The sequence below is a fragment of the Acinetobacter sp. NyZ410 genome, from assembly GCF_022828975.1.
Classification (GTDB): Bacteria; Pseudomonadota; Gammaproteobacteria; order Pseudomonadales; family Moraxellaceae; genus Acinetobacter; species Acinetobacter guillouiae.
In genome coordinates, this window is record NZ_CP094620.1 from 4,655,339 (window position 1) to 4,674,280 (window position 18,942).

The 18,942-nt window shown below is 41.6% G+C and carries 12 protein-coding genes, 2 tRNA genes and 3 rRNA genes; 4 read left to right on the top strand and 13 right to left on the bottom strand.

Annotated elements, in window-relative coordinates:
- Positions 1–117: 117 nt before the first annotated feature.
- Positions 118–885 (top strand): hypothetical protein, encoded by a 768-nt coding sequence (locus tag MTO68_RS21985; protein ID WP_096735339.1) that lies wholly within the window; start codon positions 118–120, stop codon positions 883–885.
- A 278-nt stretch (positions 886–1,163) separates the two neighbouring features.
- On the opposite strand, the gene MTO68_RS21990 is transcribed toward MTO68_RS21985, so the two are convergent.
- The 9 genes from MTO68_RS21990 to MTO68_RS22030 form a co-directional block, all read right to left on the bottom strand.
- Positions 1,164–2,408 carry an esterase-like activity of phytase family protein gene (locus tag MTO68_RS21990; RefSeq protein WP_034612735.1) on the bottom strand — a complete coding sequence of 415 codons (1,245 nt, stop codon included), beginning with the start codon at positions 2,406–2,408 and terminating at the stop codon, positions 1,164–1,166.
- Positions 2,409–2,635: 227 nt separating this feature from the next.
- On the bottom strand, positions 2,636–3,031 hold the full coding sequence (locus tag MTO68_RS21995; RefSeq protein WP_034612737.1) for a tautomerase family protein: 396 nt from the start codon (positions 3,029–3,031) through the stop codon (positions 2,636–2,638).
- A gap of 138 nt (positions 3,032–3,169) precedes the next feature.
- Positions 3,170–4,312, bottom strand: coding sequence for a PQQ-dependent sugar dehydrogenase (locus MTO68_RS22000; protein WP_244014355.1), 1,143 nt, complete (start codon positions 4,310–4,312; stop codon positions 3,170–3,172).
- A gap of 451 nt (positions 4,313–4,763) precedes the next feature.
- Positions 4,764–4,878, bottom strand: a 5S ribosomal RNA gene (rrf, locus tag MTO68_RS22005).
- Between the two features lie 167 nt (positions 4,879–5,045).
- Positions 5,046–7,936 (bottom strand): 23S ribosomal RNA (locus MTO68_RS22010).
- A gap of 337 nt (positions 7,937–8,273) precedes the next feature.
- Positions 8,274–8,349, bottom strand: a tRNA-Ala gene (locus MTO68_RS22015).
- 44 nt (positions 8,350–8,393) lie between these two features.
- A tRNA-Ile gene (locus MTO68_RS22020) sits at positions 8,394–8,470 on the bottom strand.
- A gap of 59 nt (positions 8,471–8,529) precedes the next feature.
- Positions 8,530–10,068 (bottom strand): 16S ribosomal RNA (locus MTO68_RS22025).
- The 16S, 23S and 5S rRNA genes sit together here with 2 tRNA genes alongside, the layout of an rRNA operon.
- Positions 10,069–10,920: 852 nt before the next feature.
- Complete coding sequence (locus MTO68_RS22030) at positions 10,921–11,535, bottom strand: TetR/AcrR family transcriptional regulator (protein WP_244014357.1); 615 nt, start codon at positions 11,533–11,535, stop codon at positions 10,921–10,923.
- An 86-nt stretch (positions 11,536–11,621) separates the two neighbouring features.
- Here MTO68_RS22030 and MTO68_RS22035 point away from each other — a divergent pair, with 86 nt between their 5' ends.
- Positions 11,622–12,830, top strand: coding sequence for an oxygenase MpaB family protein (locus tag MTO68_RS22035; RefSeq protein WP_244014359.1), 1,209 nt, complete (start codon positions 11,622–11,624; stop codon positions 12,828–12,830).
- 113 nt (positions 12,831–12,943) lie between these two features.
- On the opposite strand, the gene MTO68_RS22040 is transcribed toward MTO68_RS22035, so the two are convergent.
- From MTO68_RS22040 to def, 4 genes are all read right to left on the bottom strand, one after another.
- Positions 12,944–13,186, bottom strand: a complete 243-nt coding sequence (locus MTO68_RS22040; protein ID WP_239044713.1) for a DUF4199 domain-containing protein — start codon at positions 13,184–13,186, stop codon at positions 12,944–12,946.
- A 42-nt stretch (positions 13,187–13,228) separates the two neighbouring features.
- On the bottom strand, positions 13,229–15,301 hold the full coding sequence (locus tag MTO68_RS22045; RefSeq protein ID WP_244014360.1) for a TonB-dependent copper receptor: 2,073 nt from the start codon (positions 15,299–15,301) through the stop codon (positions 13,229–13,231).
- A 70-nt stretch (positions 15,302–15,371) separates the two neighbouring features.
- On the bottom strand, positions 15,372–15,839 hold the full coding sequence (locus MTO68_RS22050; RefSeq protein ID WP_244014362.1) for a DUF2946 domain-containing protein: 468 nt from the start codon (positions 15,837–15,839) through the stop codon (positions 15,372–15,374).
- A gap of 108 nt (positions 15,840–15,947) precedes the next feature.
- Entirely contained in the window at positions 15,948–16,478 is a 531-nt protein-coding gene (def, locus tag MTO68_RS22055) for a peptide deformylase (RefSeq protein WP_004723400.1), read from the bottom strand.
- Between the two features lie 123 nt (positions 16,479–16,601).
- Between def and MTO68_RS22060 the strand changes: the two genes are divergently transcribed.
- Both MTO68_RS22060 and dprA read left to right on the top strand, forming a co-directional pair.
- The gene (locus MTO68_RS22060; RefSeq protein ID WP_004823724.1) at positions 16,602–17,753 is read left to right on the top strand and encodes a LysM peptidoglycan-binding domain-containing protein; all 1,152 of its coding nucleotides are present in this window, start codon (positions 16,602–16,604) and stop codon (positions 17,751–17,753) included.
- A 23-nt stretch (positions 17,754–17,776) separates the two neighbouring features.
- A complete protein-coding gene (gene dprA, locus MTO68_RS22065; RefSeq protein ID WP_244014364.1) occupies positions 17,777–18,904 on the top strand; it encodes a DNA-processing protein DprA in 1,128 nt (375 codons plus the stop codon).
- Positions 18,905–18,942: the final 38 nt, after the last annotated feature.

Genomic DNA, 18,942 nt, shown 5'->3' on the forward strand with positions numbered 1-18,942 from the left:
TAGTCGCATTCCTATTGCATCTCAGATAAATCAAAAATTACTTCAAGACAAAACTACGCTCATGTTTAGGAAAACAAAAACAGCGTTTGAATTCAATTTTAAATAGGATTTTTAACCATGAATATTTCAGAAACTGTTCCACATGGGCTACACCAAGCTCAACAATTTCATCGTCAATATGGTGCAAATGCAATCCTGCCTGAAATTGATTGGCAAGATCTGTTTAAACACAGCAAACTCCACGACACACAAATACAAGCACTCAACACGATTTATCAAGCAGCTGTGCCTTTAGCACTTCAAGTATTTGATGAATTAAAATTTGATGTATTTACCCCTGTTGCTTATCATCCTCAAGGCTTAGGTCTGTTTGATAAATTAGCGCAACAAGAAGAAAAACTGGTTCAACGTCTCGAAGATGAATGCGAATGCTTAAATGATGAAGTTCGTCATCAAGTGTGGAGCATGTTACTGCGTGGCGGTGCGGTACTGGTCTTTAAAGCATGGTTAGGTAAAGTAAAAACCGGTGAAAATATCTTAGATATGACCCAATTTGATGAATTATCAGATTTGCTTTTTATCAAAACCTCACCAACAACATTGGCAGCTCGTTTAAAAATCGATGCACATGCGGATTACGACCATGTTTTCCTAATGTATGGCAATGATGTGTTTCTAGACCGTTTTAATAGCTTAGAAGCAGCTGCTTTATTTGTAGATTTAGGTGTTTATGATGCAGCCTTCTTAAGCCTACGTGATGACCGAGTTGCAGATTACCTAAAATCTAAAGGCTATGTCACCCATGAACAAATTGAAGATTTAAAATGTGCTTTAAATCCATTGGGCTGCCCTGATCAAGTTTCGAAACAAGACTGTTTAGCTTAATCCTCATGCTTGAATGATGTATAAACAAAGCCAGTCAATTGACTGGCTGTCTGTGATTTAGCTTAAAGATTACTTCGCACTTTAAAATAATAATATCTGCTCAGCTAATTTAAGGTATGTACTGATGCTTTACCCTCAATAAAAAGTCAGGTATTTCACTTAATATTGATCAGTTTAAGTTTTAATCCTCCCCAGCCCTCCTTTTAAAAAGGAGGGCGTTTTCCCTTGCTAAGATTAATTTAGCTTCGGGTCGTGGAGGCTAAGCATTTTATCGCGTATTAATACAATGCTTTAGGCAATTTAATCTGAATAATTTCATTATCATCCGCACGCTTTGCATTTCGTCCTGATGAACCTGGAAAGTTATTGTCATTTAAAACAGTTAAGGTATTTTTATTTTCAATAATCACATCTTCAATGGTTTCAAATGGAAAAGCAAAAGTTGTTGCTGTACCAATATCTCCATCTCGCGCTGTCCCATATAAATTATTCGGGTTGGCGATATTCATAAGATCAACTAAGTCAGAACGTTTTACCGCTTTACCAGAATCCCCTAATTCAATTTGAATCAGCTTCTTATAACCATCTAACTTGTTTTGACTCGCATCACGCTCAATGATAATGCCAGACTTATCATCAAACATTTGGAAGTCACCAATATTGGTCGCCTTGGCATTCAAGGTAAAATAATAATATCGACCAGTATACGCTTTCTTCTTCACATCAAATTGTGAGATAAGCAACTGTTGTGTGGTCTCGCCTTTTAACGGTTTTTCTAACAAAGGATATAAATATTGACCATCCTTAGACAATGCCATTCCTTCAAAGCCACCGCTTTGCTGAACCAAAGGCTCTACATAATTTATGTTGGCTTTATTGAATTGATTTTGCGGAGAACGCAATTCCACACCAGCTTTCAATGGATGAGGTAATGCAATCGGCGCATCAAGCAGTATTCCATCTTTATCAAAATGCAGTAAATATGGTCCAAATTCATCCCCAATCCAATAAGTACCATCCGCAGTACGTTGAATCGATTCAGGATCAAAATCCGCCCCAGTGAGTAAACGATCTGTGCTGTTTTGATTGACGATTGAAAATGGTATTAATTTATTGGGATCACGAAGCTGAATAAAGCTCATCACTTGAACTTTTGCAGATCCTGCCGATTTCGTCCGAAAATCAGGTTTTACTTGATAAACACGGAGTAAAAAGTCAGATGAATTGTCTTGTGTACCAAAGCCATTGTCTGCCATGACCATATAAGTGCCATCACCGTTCTTTACAGCACCCGAAAAGCCTTGAACTGGCTGACCTTTAAAAGGTGGAAATATGCCATTGGCGCCCTTTACAAATGCACCTGAGTTTGGACCGGCTGCATAAGTTTCGACATCAAGTTTGGCAAATGAAACCAAGGTCGGTACAGTAACAGATGGTTCAAATGAGAAATCATTGTCATCATCATTACATGCGGTTAAAGCCAATACGCCTAACGCTAAAACAGAGTAAGCAATTTTTTTCATAAAGGTCTTTTTTATTGATTTAAATGAGCTTTATTAGAAACCAATAGCATGACATTTTGAGGTCATTTCAATGACAATATTACGTCAGTTTAATGATACGTAGATATGCTTCACGCAGCATATACTCCACCTTATAAGCGCGCACAAGCTGAATTAACATATTGAATTTAAATAATATTATCAACAGAGTAATCTATTCTATCTACTTTGATTCATATTAGGTTGAGCTAGACTTGAATATCGAACCCCAAATCCATATCACAGGCAGCTTGACCACCACGGATTCCCCAATTTTCAGCGGGAATTTCTCTTAATAAAATTTTGATATGATCTTTGGGAATCCCTAATACAGATAGATTCTCTACAATACTGCGATACAAATTTCGCTTGGTATCCAGTGTACGCCCAGCAAAACAATCAATACGAATCAGGGTGAATTTTTCAGGATAAAGCTTATTCGGTGGACATTGAAAGCGATGCGGTTCATGCACCAATAAACGAATATCACGATCATATTCAGGAATTTTAAAAGCGCTCACCAATGCACGATGAACAGCATCGATGAAGTCCACTTCTTGCGCTACAGAATATTGATAGCGAACTTCAATTGTAGTTGCTGGCATTATTGTTCTCGATTTATATTATTTTAAATCGAAAGAATAGCATAATTTATAGACAACCCTAACAATTCAACTGATATCAATTCAGCTGCTTCCACATCTTTTCAATAATATAATAATCCATTGAATTAAATTAATTTTTTACTTAGGTAACAATCTTAATAGCCCCGCATTTTTTCCATCTTCCAAAACCCAAATCGAACCATTATGGGCGGGATGGATATCTCGAATGCGTTGCTGCATGTTTAAACGCTGTACCTCACGAACAGGCTTCGATTCAGTATCAACCACAATAATCGCTTCTGAGGATAACCCACCAATCAAGGCTTTGTGACTCCATTTCGGGAATAATTCATCTTGATAAAAGACCAAACTGGAGGGTGATATTACTGGTGTCCAACTGATTTCTGGCGCCTTAAATTCAGGACGCGTCGCATGATCTGGAATCGATTTTCCTGAATAATGATCACCATTGGAAACAATCGGATAACCATAATTTTCGCCCTTCTTAATCAGATTTAACTCATCTCCTCCTTTAGGCCCCATTTCAACCACCCACAATTGATCCTTCGCATCAAAAGCCATACCTAATGGGTTACGATGACCCAACGACCACACTTGTTTTGCGATCTCACCTTGTTGAGTAAATGGATGATCTGCAACAACAGTACCATCATCATTCAGTCTTAAAACTTTTCCTAAGTTTGAATTCATATCTTGAGCAGGATCAAATTTTTGGCGTTCACCAGAACTAATCCAGAGCTTGCCATCCTTTGCAAAAATCATTCGATGTGCATAATGCCCTTGCCCTGAAACCTTAGGAACTTGTTCCCATATTCTTTTTATATTGCGGATTTGAGGATTTTTTTCTTGTAGATTTAATTCACCACGAATCACAACCGCACCATATCCCCCTTTTCCTGTTTCGGCATAACTTAAATAAATTTGATGATTGTTTGCAAAATCAGGATGTAGAACAATATCGCCCAAGCCCCCTTGCCCACCATAAGCGACTGGCGGAACACCTAAAATATCAATACTTTGTGATGAAGAAGGATCAAACAGTTTTAACGTCCCTTTCCTTTCGCTAATCAGTAAACGACCATCAGCCAGCTCAGCCATTGCCCAAGGTTCATCAAATGTCGCTACTTTTTGGATCTGATAGCTCTGGTTAATCAAAGAATTAGCCGTAGTGGTTTGATTATTTTGAGCATTACATGCACTCAACAAGCTACAGCTGAGCAATAGGGGTAAATAGATTAAGCACTGTCGAAAAGCCTTCATTTTAGATTCCCTCAGTATTGTTATGACCTATCGATTTATTTTAAACAAAAGTATCCATCTCACCATTTCATATTGGTAACTGAGCGAATTGGGTCTTAATTCTTAATTGGATCATCTTGTAAGCTTTAACCTACAACAATCGTAGTGATTAGCGAATATACTGATTTAGGCATTGCGCTTATCATAGCAAACATAAAGAGACAGGAAGTCTCATTGAGAATAAAAAAACACACAGGACGTGAGATTCGACAGGAGTCAAATCTAACACACCAATACGAAGAAAACCCCATCAGGATGATGGGGTTTTCTTTTTGCATCTAAAAAAATCTGTTTATTTTCAGTTGCTTATGCACTTCAATTCTTCTACAGATTTCTTTTCATTTCGCTAATAAACACCACGCATAAAAAAACACCCCGCTCTCGTTAGAGACCGGGGTGTTTTAGATTTAAAAGCTGGCGATGACTTACTCTCACATGGGTAACCCCACACTACCATCAGCGCTAAGAGGTTTCACTTCTGAGTTCGGGAAGGGATCAGGTGGTTCACTCTTGCTATTGTCGCCAGCAAACTGTTATGGACTTGTTCGGGTCTTATTTAAATGCCTTACTTCGTACCAAATGAGTTTAACAGAACATTTGAGTTGGGTATTGTAACTAGCTTTACAACTAAATCAAGTATGTTTGATCTTTTATGAATCAAATGATGCTTCATATACAACTGCTTGGGTGTTGTATAGTCAAGCCTCACGAGCAATTAGTATTGGTCAGCTTCATGCGTCACCGCACTTCCACATCCAACCTATCAACGTCGTAGTCTTCAACGGCTCTTTAGAGGACATAAAGTCCTAGGGAAATCTTATCTTGAGGTAGGCTTCCCGCTTAGATGCTTTCAGCGGTTATCCCTTCCGAACATAGCTACCCGGCGATGCGACTGGCGTCACAACCGGTACACCAGAGGTTCGTCCACTCTGGTCCTCTCGTACTAGGAGCAGATCCTCTCAAATTTCCAACGCCCACGGTAGATAGGGACCGAACTGTCTCACGACGTTCTAAACCCAGCTCGCGTACCTCTTTAAATGGCGAACAGCCATACCCTTGGGACCTGCTTCAGCCCCAGGATGAGATGAGCCGACATCGAGGTGCCAAACACCGCCGTCGATATGAACTCTTGGGCGGTATCAGCCTGTTATCCCCAGAGTACCTTTTATCCGTTGAGCGATGGCCCTTCCATACAGAACCACCGGATCACTAAGACCTACTTTCGTACCTGCTCGACTTGTGGGTCTCGCAGTTAAGCGCGCTTTTGCCTTTATACTCTACGCGTGATTTCCGACCACGCTGAGCGCACCTTCGTACTCCTCCGTTACTCTTTAGGAGGAGACCGCCCCAGTCAAACTACCCACCAGACATGGTCCTCGTCCCGGATAACGGGACAGAGTTAGAACCTCAATATTACCAGGGTGGTATTTCAAGGATGGCTCCATAGCAACTGGCGTCACTACTTCAAAGCCTCCCACCTATCCTACACAAGTAAGATCAAAGTTCAATGTCAAGCTGCAGTAAAGGTTCACGGGGTCTTTCCGTCTAGCCGCGGGTACACCGCATCTTCACGGCGATTTCGATTTCACTGAGCCTCTGCTGGAGACAGCGCCCCCATCATTATGCCATTCGTGCAGGTCGGAACTTACCCGACAAGGAATTTCGCTACCTTAGGACCGTTATAGTTACGGCCGCCGTTTACTGGGGCTTCGATCAAGAGCTTCGCTTACGCTAACCCCATCAATTAACCTTCCAGCACCGGGCAGGCATCACACCCTATACGTCCACTTTCGTGTTTGCAGAGTGCTATGTTTTTAATAAACAGTTGCAGGGGCCTGGTTTCTGTGGCTGCCAATAGCTCAAGGAGCAAGTCCTATCACCGTCAGCAGCGTACCTTCTCCCGAAGTTACGGTACCATTTTGCCTAGTTCCTTCAGCAGAGTTCTCTCAAGCGCTTTGGTCTACTCGACCTGACCACCTGTGTCGGTTTAGGGTACGATTCCTGTGTAACTGAAGCTTAGAGACTTTTCCTGGAAGCATAGTATCAGCCACTTCGCTAGTAAACTAGCTTGCTATCAGCTCTCAGCATAGAGCACCCCGGATTTGCCTAAGATGCATGCCTACTGCCTTTCACCTGGACAACCAACGCCAGGCTGACTTAACTTTCTCCGTCCTCTCATCGCATTACACAGAAGTATTGGAATATTAACCAATTTCCCATCGACTACGCCTCTCGGCCTCGCCTTAGGGGTCGACTCACCCAGCCCCGATTAACGTTGGACTGGAACCCTTGGTCTTTCAGCGAACGGGTTTTTCACCCGTTTTGTCGTTACTCACGTCAGCATTCGCACTTCTGATACCTCCAGCATACTTCTCAATACACCTTCATCGGCTTACAGAACGCTCCCCTACCACGTATACATAGTATACATCCGCAGCTTCGGCATATAGTTTTAGCCCCGTTACATCTTCCGCGCAGGCCGACTCGACTAGTGAGCTATTACGCTTTCTTTAAAGGGTGGCTGCTTCTAAGCCAACCTCCTAGCTGTCTATGCCTTCCCACATCGTTTCCCACTTAACTATAATTTGGGGGCCTTAGCTGGCGGTCTGGATTGTTTTCCTCTTGACTACGGACGTTAGCACCCGCAGTCTGTCTCCCGGATAGTACTCATAGGTATTCGGAGTTTGCATCGGTTTGGTAAGTCGGGATGACCCCCTAGCCGAAACAGTGCTCTACCCCCTATGGTATTCGTCCGAGGCGCTACCTAAATAGCTTTCGGGGAGAACCAGCTATCACCGAGTTTGATTAGCCTTTCACCCCTATCCACAAGTCATCCCCTGGCTTTTCAACGACAGTGGGTTCGGTCCTCCAGTTAGTGTTACCCAACCTTCAACCTGCTCATGGATAGATCACCCGGTTTCGGGTCTATACCCAGCAACTAAACGCCCTATTAAGACTCGATTTCTCTACGGCTCCCCTATGCGGTTAACCTTGCTACTGAATATAAGTCGCTGACCCATTATACAAAAGGTACGCAGTCACCGAACAAGTCGGCTCCCACTGCTTGTATGCATGCGGTTTCAGGATCTATTTCACTCCCCTCACAGGGGTTCTTTTCGCCTTTCCCTCACGGTACTGGTTCACTATCGGTCAGTCAGGAGTATTTAGCCTTGGAGGATGGTCCCCCCATATTCAGACAAGGTTTCACGTGCCTCGCCCTACTCGTCATCATTATATGTGCCCTTTCGTGTACGGGACTATCACCCTCTACGGTAGCACTTCCCAGAGCTTTCCGCTAAAACACATATAACTTAATGGGCTGATCCCCGTTCGCTCGCCGCTACTGAGGGAATCTCAATTGATTTCTTTTCCTAAGGGTACTGAGATGTTTCACTTCCCCTCGTTCGCCTCGCATGACTATGTATTCATCATGCGATACCTACCTTATGGTAAGTGGGTTTCCCCATTCAGAAATCTCCGGATCACAGGATATTTGCCGCCTCCCCGAAGCTTATCGCAGGCTATTACGTCTTTCATCGCCTCTGACTGCCAAGGCATCCACCACATGCACTTAATTACTTGACTATACAACCCCAAACAGTCGTTAATCCCTACAAGGAGGATCAACAATGTGAACTTAATCACTTCTATTTGTTGCCTGTGAACTTAATCACCATACAGCTTCAATTTAATTCATATACCAAAACGCTTGATTCAGTTTTATCGCTAGTGCTCATTTCATTCAACATTAACAATTACTTGCTAACATCAACTAAAACGAGTTTAAACAATTATTTCAACTCAAATATATTCTGTTAATGATTCACTACCGCCTCGTCAGCGAGTAGTTAACTGTGATAAATCACAGAACTTAATAAGCTATCGGCTTACTAAGTTCTGTAATCACTTAGTCTTTAATTAGTGGTGGAGACTAACGGAGTCGAACCGTTGACCTCCTGCGTGCAAAGCAGGCGCTCTACCAACTAAGCTAAGTCCCCAGCTTAAGATCTTAATATATCTGCTCTTCTGTGTTCAGTAGACTTGGTGGGTCTGACAAGACTTGAACTTGTGACCCCACGCTTATCAAGCGTGTGCTCTAACCAACTGAGCTACAGACCCTCAGATACATCAATGAAGAACAACTTGTTGTGGATTCTTACCAATCGTCAATCTTTCGTTAAGGAGGTGATCCAGCCGCAGGTTCCCCTACGGCTACCTTGTTACGACTTCACCCCAGTCATCGGCCACACCGTGGTAAGCGTCCTCCTTACGGTTAGACTACCTACTTCTGGTGCAACAAACTCCCATGGTGTGACGGGCGGTGTGTACAAGGCCCGGGAACGTATTCACCGCGGCATTCTGATCCGCGATTACTAGCGATTCCGACTTCATGGAGTCGAGTTGCAGACTCCAATCCGGACTACGATCGGCTTTTTGAGATTAGCATCCTATCGCTAGGTAGCAACCCTTTGTACCGACCATTGTAGCACGTGTGTAGCCCTGGTCGTAAGGGCCATGATGACTTGACGTCGTCCCCGCCTTCCTCCAGTTTGTCACTGGCAGTATCCTTAAAGTTCCCACCCGAAGTGCTGGCAAATAAGGAAAAGGGTTGCGCTCGTTGCGGGACTTAACCCAACATCTCACGACACGAGCTGACGACAGCCATGCAGCACCTGTATGTAAGTTCCCGAAGGCACCAATCCATCTCTGGAAAGTTCTTACTATGTCAAGACCAGGTAAGGTTCTTCGCGTTGCATCGAATTAAACCACATGCTCCACCGCTTGTGCGGGCCCCCGTCAATTCATTTGAGTTTTAGTCTTGCGACCGTACTCCCCAGGCGGTCTACTTATCGCGTTAGCTGCGCCACTAAAGCCTCAAAGGCCCCAACGGCTAGTAGACATCGTTTACGGCATGGACTACCAGGGTATCTAATCCTGTTTGCTCCCCATGCTTTCGTACCTCAGCGTCAGTATTAGGCCAGATGGCTGCCTTCGCCATCGGTATTCCTCCAGATCTCTACGCATTTCACCGCTACACCTGGAATTCTACCATCCTCTCCCATACTCCAGCTTCCCAGTATCGAATGCAATTCCCAAGTTAAGCTCGGGGATTTCACATCCGACTTAAAAAGCCGCCTACGCACGCTTTACGCCCAGTAAATCCGATTAACGCTCGCACCCTCTGTATTACCGCGGCTGCTGGCACAGAGTTAGCCGGTGCTTATTCTGCGAGTAACGTCCACTCTTCTTGGGTATTAACCAAGAGAGCCTCCTCCTCGCTTAAAGTGCTTTACAACCATAAGGCCTTCTTCACACACGCGGCATGGCTGGATCAGGGTTCCCCCCATTGTCCAATATTCCCCACTGCTGCCTCCCGTAGGAGTCTGGGCCGTGTCTCAGTCCCAGTGTGGCGGATCATCCTCTCAGACCCGCTACAGATCGTCGCCTTGGTAGGCCTTTACCCCACCAACTAGCTAATCCGACTTAGGCTCATCTATTAACGCAAGGTCACAAGTGATCCCCTGCTTTCCCCCGTAGGGCGTATGCGGTATTAGCATCCCTTTCGAGATGTTGTCCCCCATTAATAGGCAGATTCCTAAGTATTACTCACCCGTCCGCCGCTAGGTCAATTACCGAAGCAATCTCCCCCGCTCGACTTGCATGTGTTAAGCCTGCCGCCAGCGTTCAATCTGAGCCATGATCAAACTCTTCAGTTAAAAATCATTAGTGACTTAAGGTCACAATTCTGGCTCATCAATGTACTGACAAATTCTCTCAAATAAACTTCGAGTAATTTAAACCAATCAATCAATGATAATATTTCGATCAATCAATCAGTAAAAATCCACACAAGTTGTTCTTCATATTCTCTTAATGATCTTCTCAATGCTTCGTCAGCATCAAGCTAGGTCGGCTATACTACTCTCTATCTCTAAAAAGTCAATCAATAATGTTAATTATTTTTTCTAACAAACCCAACCCTAATCTCATCTTAAAATCTCAATTCGAAATCTTAACAACTTAATCAAGTGCCTGATTTATCAGAAGTTTTATTTAACATCACCGCCGATGGATGTGCATTCTACAGCATTCCATAACCAACACAACCCCTTTTTTTAATTATTTTTCATTTTATCTATCACTTGCTTATTTATTCTTCTAAAACAGCACTTTTTCTTTAAAAATCTGCTTTTTTGCATAAAAACACAGCAATAAAAAAACCAATACCCCCATCGTACATTTGCTAAAACAAGTAAAACGCCCTCTTGTATGCCCTTAGCATTGTTATAAATGCAATTTAATAGAGATACGGCGATTAAAATCTATATAAGGAGATAGATCAGTTTTATCATTGAATAGAAGCATCGAACGATTCCCGATAAAGAGATCAATGTTCTGTCCCAACTCAAACAATACTTAGACTCGCTAAAACCAACGCTATAAAACTCACTCTATAAAACCAACTCTATAAAATCGGGTTCTATAAAACCAAGCTCTATTTGTATTTGGATGTATGTCTATATAAGTCGAGTACAATCTATGGATCCCTACCACCATTAAAGACTATCTTAAAGCGGATTAGGGCAGGCGCCTTGCTCTAGATAAGCCAAGATCATCAAAGTTAATTCTTTTTTTAGCTGCTGTTCTGAAATTAGAAAATTATTATGACTGACATAACGCATCATGGTAAAAAGCGTACTATTGATAATCACAAAGGATTTATTTTTAAGTACTTCAAAACTCCAATGATTAAAAAAACGGCTAAATACATACAATCCCACTTCATAGAAATGCTTTTCTAACACTTTTGCTGCTTCTGAATTGTTATAGCCATGCCAATGTTTAAGCACTTCAATAAAAAAGCCACCATCGGCTTTCATCATGTCAAAACCGAATTGAAGACTAAGTGGAATGATTTCTTCTAAGCTCAATTCTTCTTGGCTAATCGCAATCTGTTTCAACGCAAGCCCCAGCTGCTCACTTTTACGACTTAAAAGCTCCTGAATAATTTCTTCTTTATTGCCAAAATACTGATAGATAGAACCAACACTGACACCTGATTTTTCTGAAATTTTGGGTGTGGTGACGTTGATTAAGCCATATTCAGCAACACATAATTGAGTTGCTTCCAAGATACTATCTACGACATTCCGAGCACGTTGTTGTTGTGGTTGTTTTCTCATCTTGCGGTTCACTCCAAAATGCGAATTGAATGCGAATAATTATTCATATTAGAGTTTGACTAAACAATAATCAGGTCGCGCTCAAAATGCAAACATTAATTAAGCCACAACGCCTTGCCTCATTTGAGAAGATGGCACGAACAAATATGAAGTCTAAGCTTTTTTATTATTTTACAGACCAGCAGTTACAACCGAGTTATGACGAATATCTTTCACTCAATCGTGCCTTACAGACTGGTGATATCGCGATGGACAAAGTTATGGATTGGGTGATGACCAATCCGAGACAAAATAGAAAACTTTTTGAAACAGCCTTGTATCAAGGTTTGGATAAACTTCCCAATGAAATCCCTGAATTAACTGATTTTTTTAAAATGGTTGAACAAGCGCCTACCTGGTTTGATCCAGCTAAAATTGAAACGGCGATCAAATTTACCCATCGTTTAGGGACAAATGGCACTTTTATTTTACGCGATGTGGCTTTAATGACGGGTTATCAATACCCTGGTTTTAATCAACCGTTAATTATGACGGGTGCTTTACATAAATACGCGGGAAAACGCTTAGCTGAAACCCACAAATGGTGGCTTGATGTCAATCAACAAGATAGCTTCTCTCGTTTTAACAATGGTTTTACTTCAACCATTTATGTGCGTTTTATTCATTCGTTGGTACGCCATCAACTCAATAAATCCAAAGATTGGGATAACGATATTTGGGGAGCACCGATCAATCAATATGATCAAGCCATGACCAACATTGCATTTAGTGCGGTGTTACTTCTCGGTGTCAGAGCCATTGGCATTTTTCCAAGCAAGACCGAATCAGAAGCCATCATGCATTTTTGGAAATATACGGGCTGGTTAATGGGAGTAGATGAAAAATGGCTAGTCAGCAAAGAGTCTGACGCATGGAAGCTACTGCAATGGATGAATTATGCCCACCCTAAGGCCGATGAAAGTAGCAAAGCTTTAGCCATCAGCTTATCCAAAGAGCCTTTTGAACGACACTACAAACACTTCAATTCCTTTTTGCAAAAAAAGGCCTATCAAAATCACTTGGATATTACCCAGTTTTTTATTGGGCAACGTAAAATGAAAAACCTAGGACTCAAGCCACGTACTTTGGCTTGGTATCCGCTTTATTTAATTGCAAAAAATACCCTGCTCTACCGTAGTGCAAAGCATATCGACAAATTGGATCAATATTTACAACAGAATGGTCGTGCAGAACAAGAATATGCACTCGAACTTTATCAAAATGCCGGGAAACAATTAGCGAGTATGCATCAGTAAGATCTACTGTCCAAACGTACTTCATCATTAAAAAAAACACAAAAAAATAAAGGGAAGCCAATTGGCCTCCCCTTGTTTCACATTACATGACTTCGCGTCACATTACCCATTGATCAATGAGAATGCTTTGCTTCGGAAGCTGAATGATCCATGTTTGGCATACTTTCATGACTCATCTTAGACATATCATGTTGCTGAGCTGCATTCTGTTTTTGGCTTGGCATATAGTCAGGCTCGTTGGTAATCGCCAAATAGAAGATTCCCATAAAAATACAGCTTAAAATAATTGCGATAATCAGCAATTTCCATCCCCAAAACGATTTTTCAGGTGACAACTTATTACTGTCATTACTCATAGAACATCCTCATATTTCTGTAAAAAATCAGTTTTAAATCAATTAAAATTTCATGCTAATACGAGCCCAATAGTTACGCCCTGTATTATTAAATTGTTGAGTACCGACTTGACCATCCGCACCTACACCCAATTTGTTTAAATGCTCGGTATAGGTTTTATCTAAGACATTGTCGACACCAACAGCAAGATTTAGATCTTTTTGAATGTTATATGACGCATTCAATGCCAAGGTGGTAAAGCTTTTACTTTCACCAGTGTCATAACCGACAATATTACCTTGATTTAAGCTAATACGATCTTGTTTCGCCACTGCACGCCATAATAAACCTAAAGAATATTTATCTTGAACATAACGTAAATTCAAACGACCTTCTAAAGGCGCAATTTGTGGCAATGGTTTATGTGTATCGGTATTTTCGCCCCATGCATACATTGCACTTAAATCCGCTTGAATCGCATCAGTAAATTGATAACCGATCCCCGCTTCAGCACCCGCGATAGTTGCATCGACATTTTTTGCCCCAGCACTGAATGAAGAACCGTGATCATGCCCACCCATTCCAGCTTTTGGATGATTATGATAACTCAATAAAATAAAGTCATTAATCAGCCCTGCATATGCTGATGTCCATACACTCAATACATCATGTTGGTATTGATAACCGAGATCCAACTGTAAAGTTTTTTCAGTGTTTAAATCATTAAACGTCGGTTTAGACATACCAGTATTACCATGTGCAGTACTGAATAGCTCCCAATAATCTGGAACACGTTCCACATAACCTAAACCAATATAAGATTTGGCATTATGTTCAGGAGATTGATTTTCTAAACGAATAAATGCACTTGGCAAAGTTTCTTTACGTTGATCATTCAGTTTTAATGCATCAATTTTAACTTGATCAATTCGTGCACCTGTCACCAATTTATAAGCATCATTAAATTGATAGGTCATTTCTCCGAAAGCACCATAAGATTGGAAGCGCATATCCTCTCTAAATGCAACATTCATGGATGGCATGGTGGGTGATGACATACTGCCACCATGTTTGTTCAGCTGAGAATCCACCCCAGTAATTAAACTGAGCTTATCCCATTCACTGGTCATGGCTAAACGACTATTTAAAGTACGGCGTGTCACCTGCATTGCCATTGGATTCGACAACATTTGATGTGTATTCATATCATGTGTCATTGGTGGTGTACGTAAACTAAAGTTATCCATAATATGGTCGTTATAACTATAGTTCACTTGCCCTTCGAGCTTTTTAATCACAGGGCTTAAATTCTTCTTTTCAACTCGTAAGCCTAAGCTTTCACGTGCAAATTGAGAACCATCCATGGTTCGGCCTGCGTATTCAGCCTCACCATCGGCTTTACCACCCGTCAGTTCAACCCATGTATCTTCATCGGGTGTCCAGCCTAAGGCTAAATCGGTATTCCAGCGCTCCCAAGAAGAAGGCACTTTATTACCATCACCATCCTCATAGCTGTTTGACTCAGAACGATTGGCATTGATACGCATATATTTTTTACTGTCACCTACAGCAGCTTCAATGTTGTGATCCAAACGTCCAAAAGAACCGACTAAAACACTGGCTTGACCTTGATAATTTTTATCATCTGTTAAGGTTGGTTTTTGACGTTCAAAAATAACCGTAGCTGCTGAACCTGTATTGGCATATTGAACCGTCTGAGGTCCTTTCACCACCGAAATACGGTCAAAACTTTCAGGTTGAATATATGACGTAGGTGCATCCATGCGTGCAGGGCATGCACCTAAATTTTCGGTACCATCTGTTAAAATTTTAATCCGTGAACCAAACATGCCGCGGAATGTGACATCTCCATTGGTTCCACCGCTTTTAATTGAATTAAAGCCTGCAATACTTTGCAAATAATCAGCACCATCTGTGGCAGGTACAGGTTGAATCGGCTGTTTTGGATCAGCATGAATAATCAAACCATTGGCATCATTATTTAACTGTGCTGTAACCACGATTGGAGCAAGTTGAGATGCATGTTCCTGGTCGTGTGCAAATGCCGCTGTAGAATAACAAGCAACACAAACCGCAGCCGCTAAAGGCTGTAAAAAGAATTGAGGTTGAGCCATTTTCTTTCTCTTAAATCATAAATTAAACAAGGCTGGAGTCAATGAAGACCCTAAAAATTAAGTTTTTGATTTATGCGAAAAGTGGCGGGGCTCGACCTTGGGGAAGTAAAAACAAACGTTGCAATACAAAATAGACATGTCGAAATGCTTTTTGAAATGCAACCAGTCGCACTTGAATACGATCTAATATTTCTTTGACTTCAAGTTCAGGAGGTAAAACCAGATTGCCATAGACTGTACAGTATTGGCACTGGTGACCCGCATCATGGTGATGTGAACTTGGTTGCTCTGGCGCTGCATGCTCAGCATGGGCCAACAGATGCTCATGACTGGCAGCTTCATGTGCAGAAGATGCAGATTGATGTTGATGATGGGTGCTATGTTGATGCTTTTCGTAGAAATGACTTTGTACTAAAGCTTGAGTAATAGTTTCACACACCGGCGCAATTTGATATTGCTTCGGTAGCAAAGGCTGTAAAAATACAGCAATCTGTAAAAAAACTGCGGTAAAACCGAGCAGTAAACCTATTCTCAACAAAACGTTCGTCTCAACATTTTTCGAGCCAGAGTATAACAAAGCCCAAACAAAATTGGGCTTTGTATTGCAGGAAAATTTTAAAAGTTTTTAAAATTCAACTGACTCAGATCAACGTTTTGCTGGAACTTTTTGCTTTTCACGCTGACGAACCACTTTTTCCACTTTTTCACGCGCACGTTGACGCTTTAAAGGAGATAAGTAATCCACAAATAATTTACCGTTTAAGTGATCCATTTCATGTTGAATACATACCGCCAATAGATCATCCGCTTCGACTTCAAAAGCTTGACCTTCAAGGTTAATTGCTTCAATTTTAACTCGTGACGGACGCTCAACTTTATCGTATATTTGAGGAACAGAAAGACAGCCTTCCTCATAAGATAAGGTTTCTTCTGTAAGCGGTGTTATTTTGGGGTTAATGAACACCATAGGTTGGTCTTTGTCTTCAGACAGATCCATTACGATAAGCTGAATATGCTGATCGACCTGTGTAGCAGCCAGACCAATACCTGGCGCTTCATACATGGTTTCAAACATGTCTGCTGCTAACTGGCGAATTTCATCAGTTACCACATCGACAGGTTTTGCAATGGTGCGTAAACGGGGATCAGGAAAACTTAAAATAGGTAATAAGGCCATACTGTACCCTCTGTTGCTATGCCATTGATCTTAAAACTAAATGAAGAATATGCTTCATTAAAAAAATGTGTGTAATATGCGTATTATAACGCATATAGAGACATAATTTTAGGAATTATGATAATGAAAAAGGTTTTAACTGGCATAACGAACTTTCATGCCAAGGGGTTCAAGAAACAATTACTTGCTGTGACACTATGTTTAAGTGCAGGATTCACTTACATGGAAATCACACACGCAAGTCCAAACACCAATCCGCCCGCACTTAAATCCAGTGCACCCAATGTCTATGTGGTGAAACGTGGTGATACTTTATGGGATATTGCAGGGAAATTTTTAAGCAAGCCTTGGCGCTGGCCTGAAATCTGGGCAAGCAATAAGCATGTTAAAAATCCACATTGGATTTATCCTGGCGATAAATTATTGTTGTGTACTTTAGATGGTCGCCCACTGATTGGTGTAGATGAAGGTGATGGTTGTGATGGAATTATTCGTCGTCATCAAGGTGGGACATCTTTACGCCCTCAAATACGCGTTGAATCCTTAAATAATGCGATTTCAGTGATTCCATTATCAGATATTCAACCATGGTTAGAACACAGTATTGTGGTCAATCCTGAATCTTTACAGAACATCCCTTATACCATCGGCGCTGCTGATAATCGTGTGATTACGGGTGCAGGACAAACCGTTTATGCGCGTGGAAATGGCTTAGTCGTGGGTCAACGTTATGGGATCTATCGTGAAGGCAAACCTTATACTTTCCTCAATGCTGAAGGCAAAAAGTTTAATGCGGGCATGGAGTTAACTGAGGTTGCTTCTGCAACTGCGGCGGCTGGTGAAAATGATGTCACCACCCTTGAGTTAACCAAAAGTTATAATGCTGAAGTGCGTAAAGGCGACTATGTCCTACCAAGCTATGATGCCGAATTGCCAAGTTTGTTCTATCCAACCACCACCAATGAAGTCACCAATGGCGGTAAAGTGGTTCGTGTACAAGGTTCAATTGGTACAGCAGCGCAATATAGTGTAGTCACCATTGACCGTGGGAGCTTACAAGGTGCTAAACCTGGACAGGTCTTTAGTATTTACCAACAAGGTGAAACAGTCCGTGACCCAAAAACCAAAGAGTCTGTGAAATTACCAAGTCAAAAAATTGGTACGCTGATGATCTTTAAGAGTTTTGATCACCTCAGCTATGCCTATATTTTGGAAAGTAATTTACCAATTAAAATGGGTGCTGAAATTAAACCGCCTGCAATTGCAGATAACTAAGTTTTTCATGATGTGATTTAAATATGTTGAAGCAGATATCCAATGACCAATATGATGCCATCAGACTTTGGTATTTGGTTCAACATTCGCTCAGCGCTTTTCGTAAATTAGAAACACACTTTGGTTCTATCACAAAAGCGCTGCAAGCTGAAAATTTAAACCGCTGGTCTGAAGCCAAAATTCATAAAAACCATCTTGAAAGAGCCAGTGAATTTCTTACTGTGCTTGGGCAATCCAAATTTCAAGTTTGCTTCGATAAAATTCAACAACATACAGATTTTATTCTTTTAGATACCGACCCTCATTATCCTCAACAACTGTTACCTTATCCTGATCATCCGCCAATTCTATTTGGTAAAGGTGCATTTCAGAATCTAAGTCAAGCGCAAATCGCCATCGTGGGTAGCCGAAAGCCTAGTCCGCATGGCAAACAAGTGGCTTATGATTTTGCTTACTATTTGAGTGAAAAGGGCTTTTTTATTACCAGTGGCCTAGCACTGGGAATTGATGCCGCTGCACATATGGGTGGGCTAAAACACCATCGAACCATCGCGGTGATCGGCACAGGCTTAGATCTGGTTTATCCTAGTCAAAATAAACAGTTACAAGAACAAATTTTGCAGCATGCAGGAACAATCCTGACTGAATACCTACCAGAAACTCAGCCTATTCAGCGCAATTTCCCCTATCGAAATCGAATAGTCAGTGGTTTGAGCTTAGGTGTTGTTGTCGCAGAAGCCCAACTTGGTAGTGGTTCACTGATTACTGCACAAGCTGCCGCAGAACAAGGTAAAGTGATTTTTGCAATTCCGGGACATATTTATGGAGAGCATCATCAAGGATGTCATCAGCTCATTCGTGAAGGAGCCATTCTGGTTGATCATCCAGAACAGATTGTTGAAGATTTAGCACTTCCCACCCAATGGCATTGCGCACAACAGTCTGAATCACGCTCCCCAATGCCAGAAATTCCCGAACATTTATTTAAGCTATATCAGTTGCTGGATTGGATTGGGCAAGACTTAGATACGCTTGCTCAAAGCGCAAATTTAGACATTGCACAACTCACAAGCGATCTTATGGAATTAGAACTTTTGGGTCACTGTATTCAACAATCTGGGCTGTACTTACGTTGCCGAGTCAGTTATTAAGGTTCACAATAGTAGCTTATTCCACGAAATGGCAAGGT

Bases quoted from the DNA above. Each gene is read 5' to 3' on its own strand.
- MTO68_RS21985 (WP_096735339.1), top strand. From the start codon at position 118: ATGAATATTTCAGAAACTGTTCCACATGGGCTACACCAAGCTCAACAA.
- MTO68_RS21990 (WP_034612735.1), bottom strand. From the start codon at position 2,408: ATGAAAAAAATTGCTTACTCTGTTTTAGCGTTAGGCGTATTGGCTTTA.
- MTO68_RS21995 (WP_034612737.1), bottom strand. From the start codon at position 3,031: ATGCCAGCAACTACAATTGAAGTTCGCTATCAATATTCTGTAGCGCAA.
- MTO68_RS22000 (WP_244014355.1), bottom strand. From the start codon at position 4,312: ATGAAGGCTTTTCGACAGTGCTTAATCTATTTACCCCTATTGCTCAGC.
- MTO68_RS22030 (WP_244014357.1), bottom strand. From the start codon at position 11,535: ATGAGAAAACAACCACAACAACAACGTGCTCGGAATGTCGTAGATAGT.
- MTO68_RS22035 (WP_244014359.1), top strand. From the start codon at position 11,622: ATGCAAACATTAATTAAGCCACAACGCCTTGCCTCATTTGAGAAGATG.
- MTO68_RS22040 (WP_239044713.1), bottom strand. From the start codon at position 13,186: ATGAGTAATGACAGTAATAAGTTGTCACCTGAAAAATCGTTTTGGGGA.
- MTO68_RS22045 (WP_244014360.1), bottom strand. From the start codon at position 15,301: ATGGCTCAACCTCAATTCTTTTTACAGCCTTTAGCGGCTGCGGTTTGT.
- def (WP_004723400.1), bottom strand. From the start codon at position 16,478: ATGGCCTTATTACCTATTTTAAGTTTTCCTGATCCCCGTTTACGCACC.
- MTO68_RS22060 (WP_004823724.1), top strand. From the start codon at position 16,602: ATGAAAAAGGTTTTAACTGGCATAACGAACTTTCATGCCAAGGGGTTC.
- dprA (WP_244014364.1), top strand. From the start codon at position 17,777: ATGTTGAAGCAGATATCCAATGACCAATATGATGCCATCAGACTTTGG.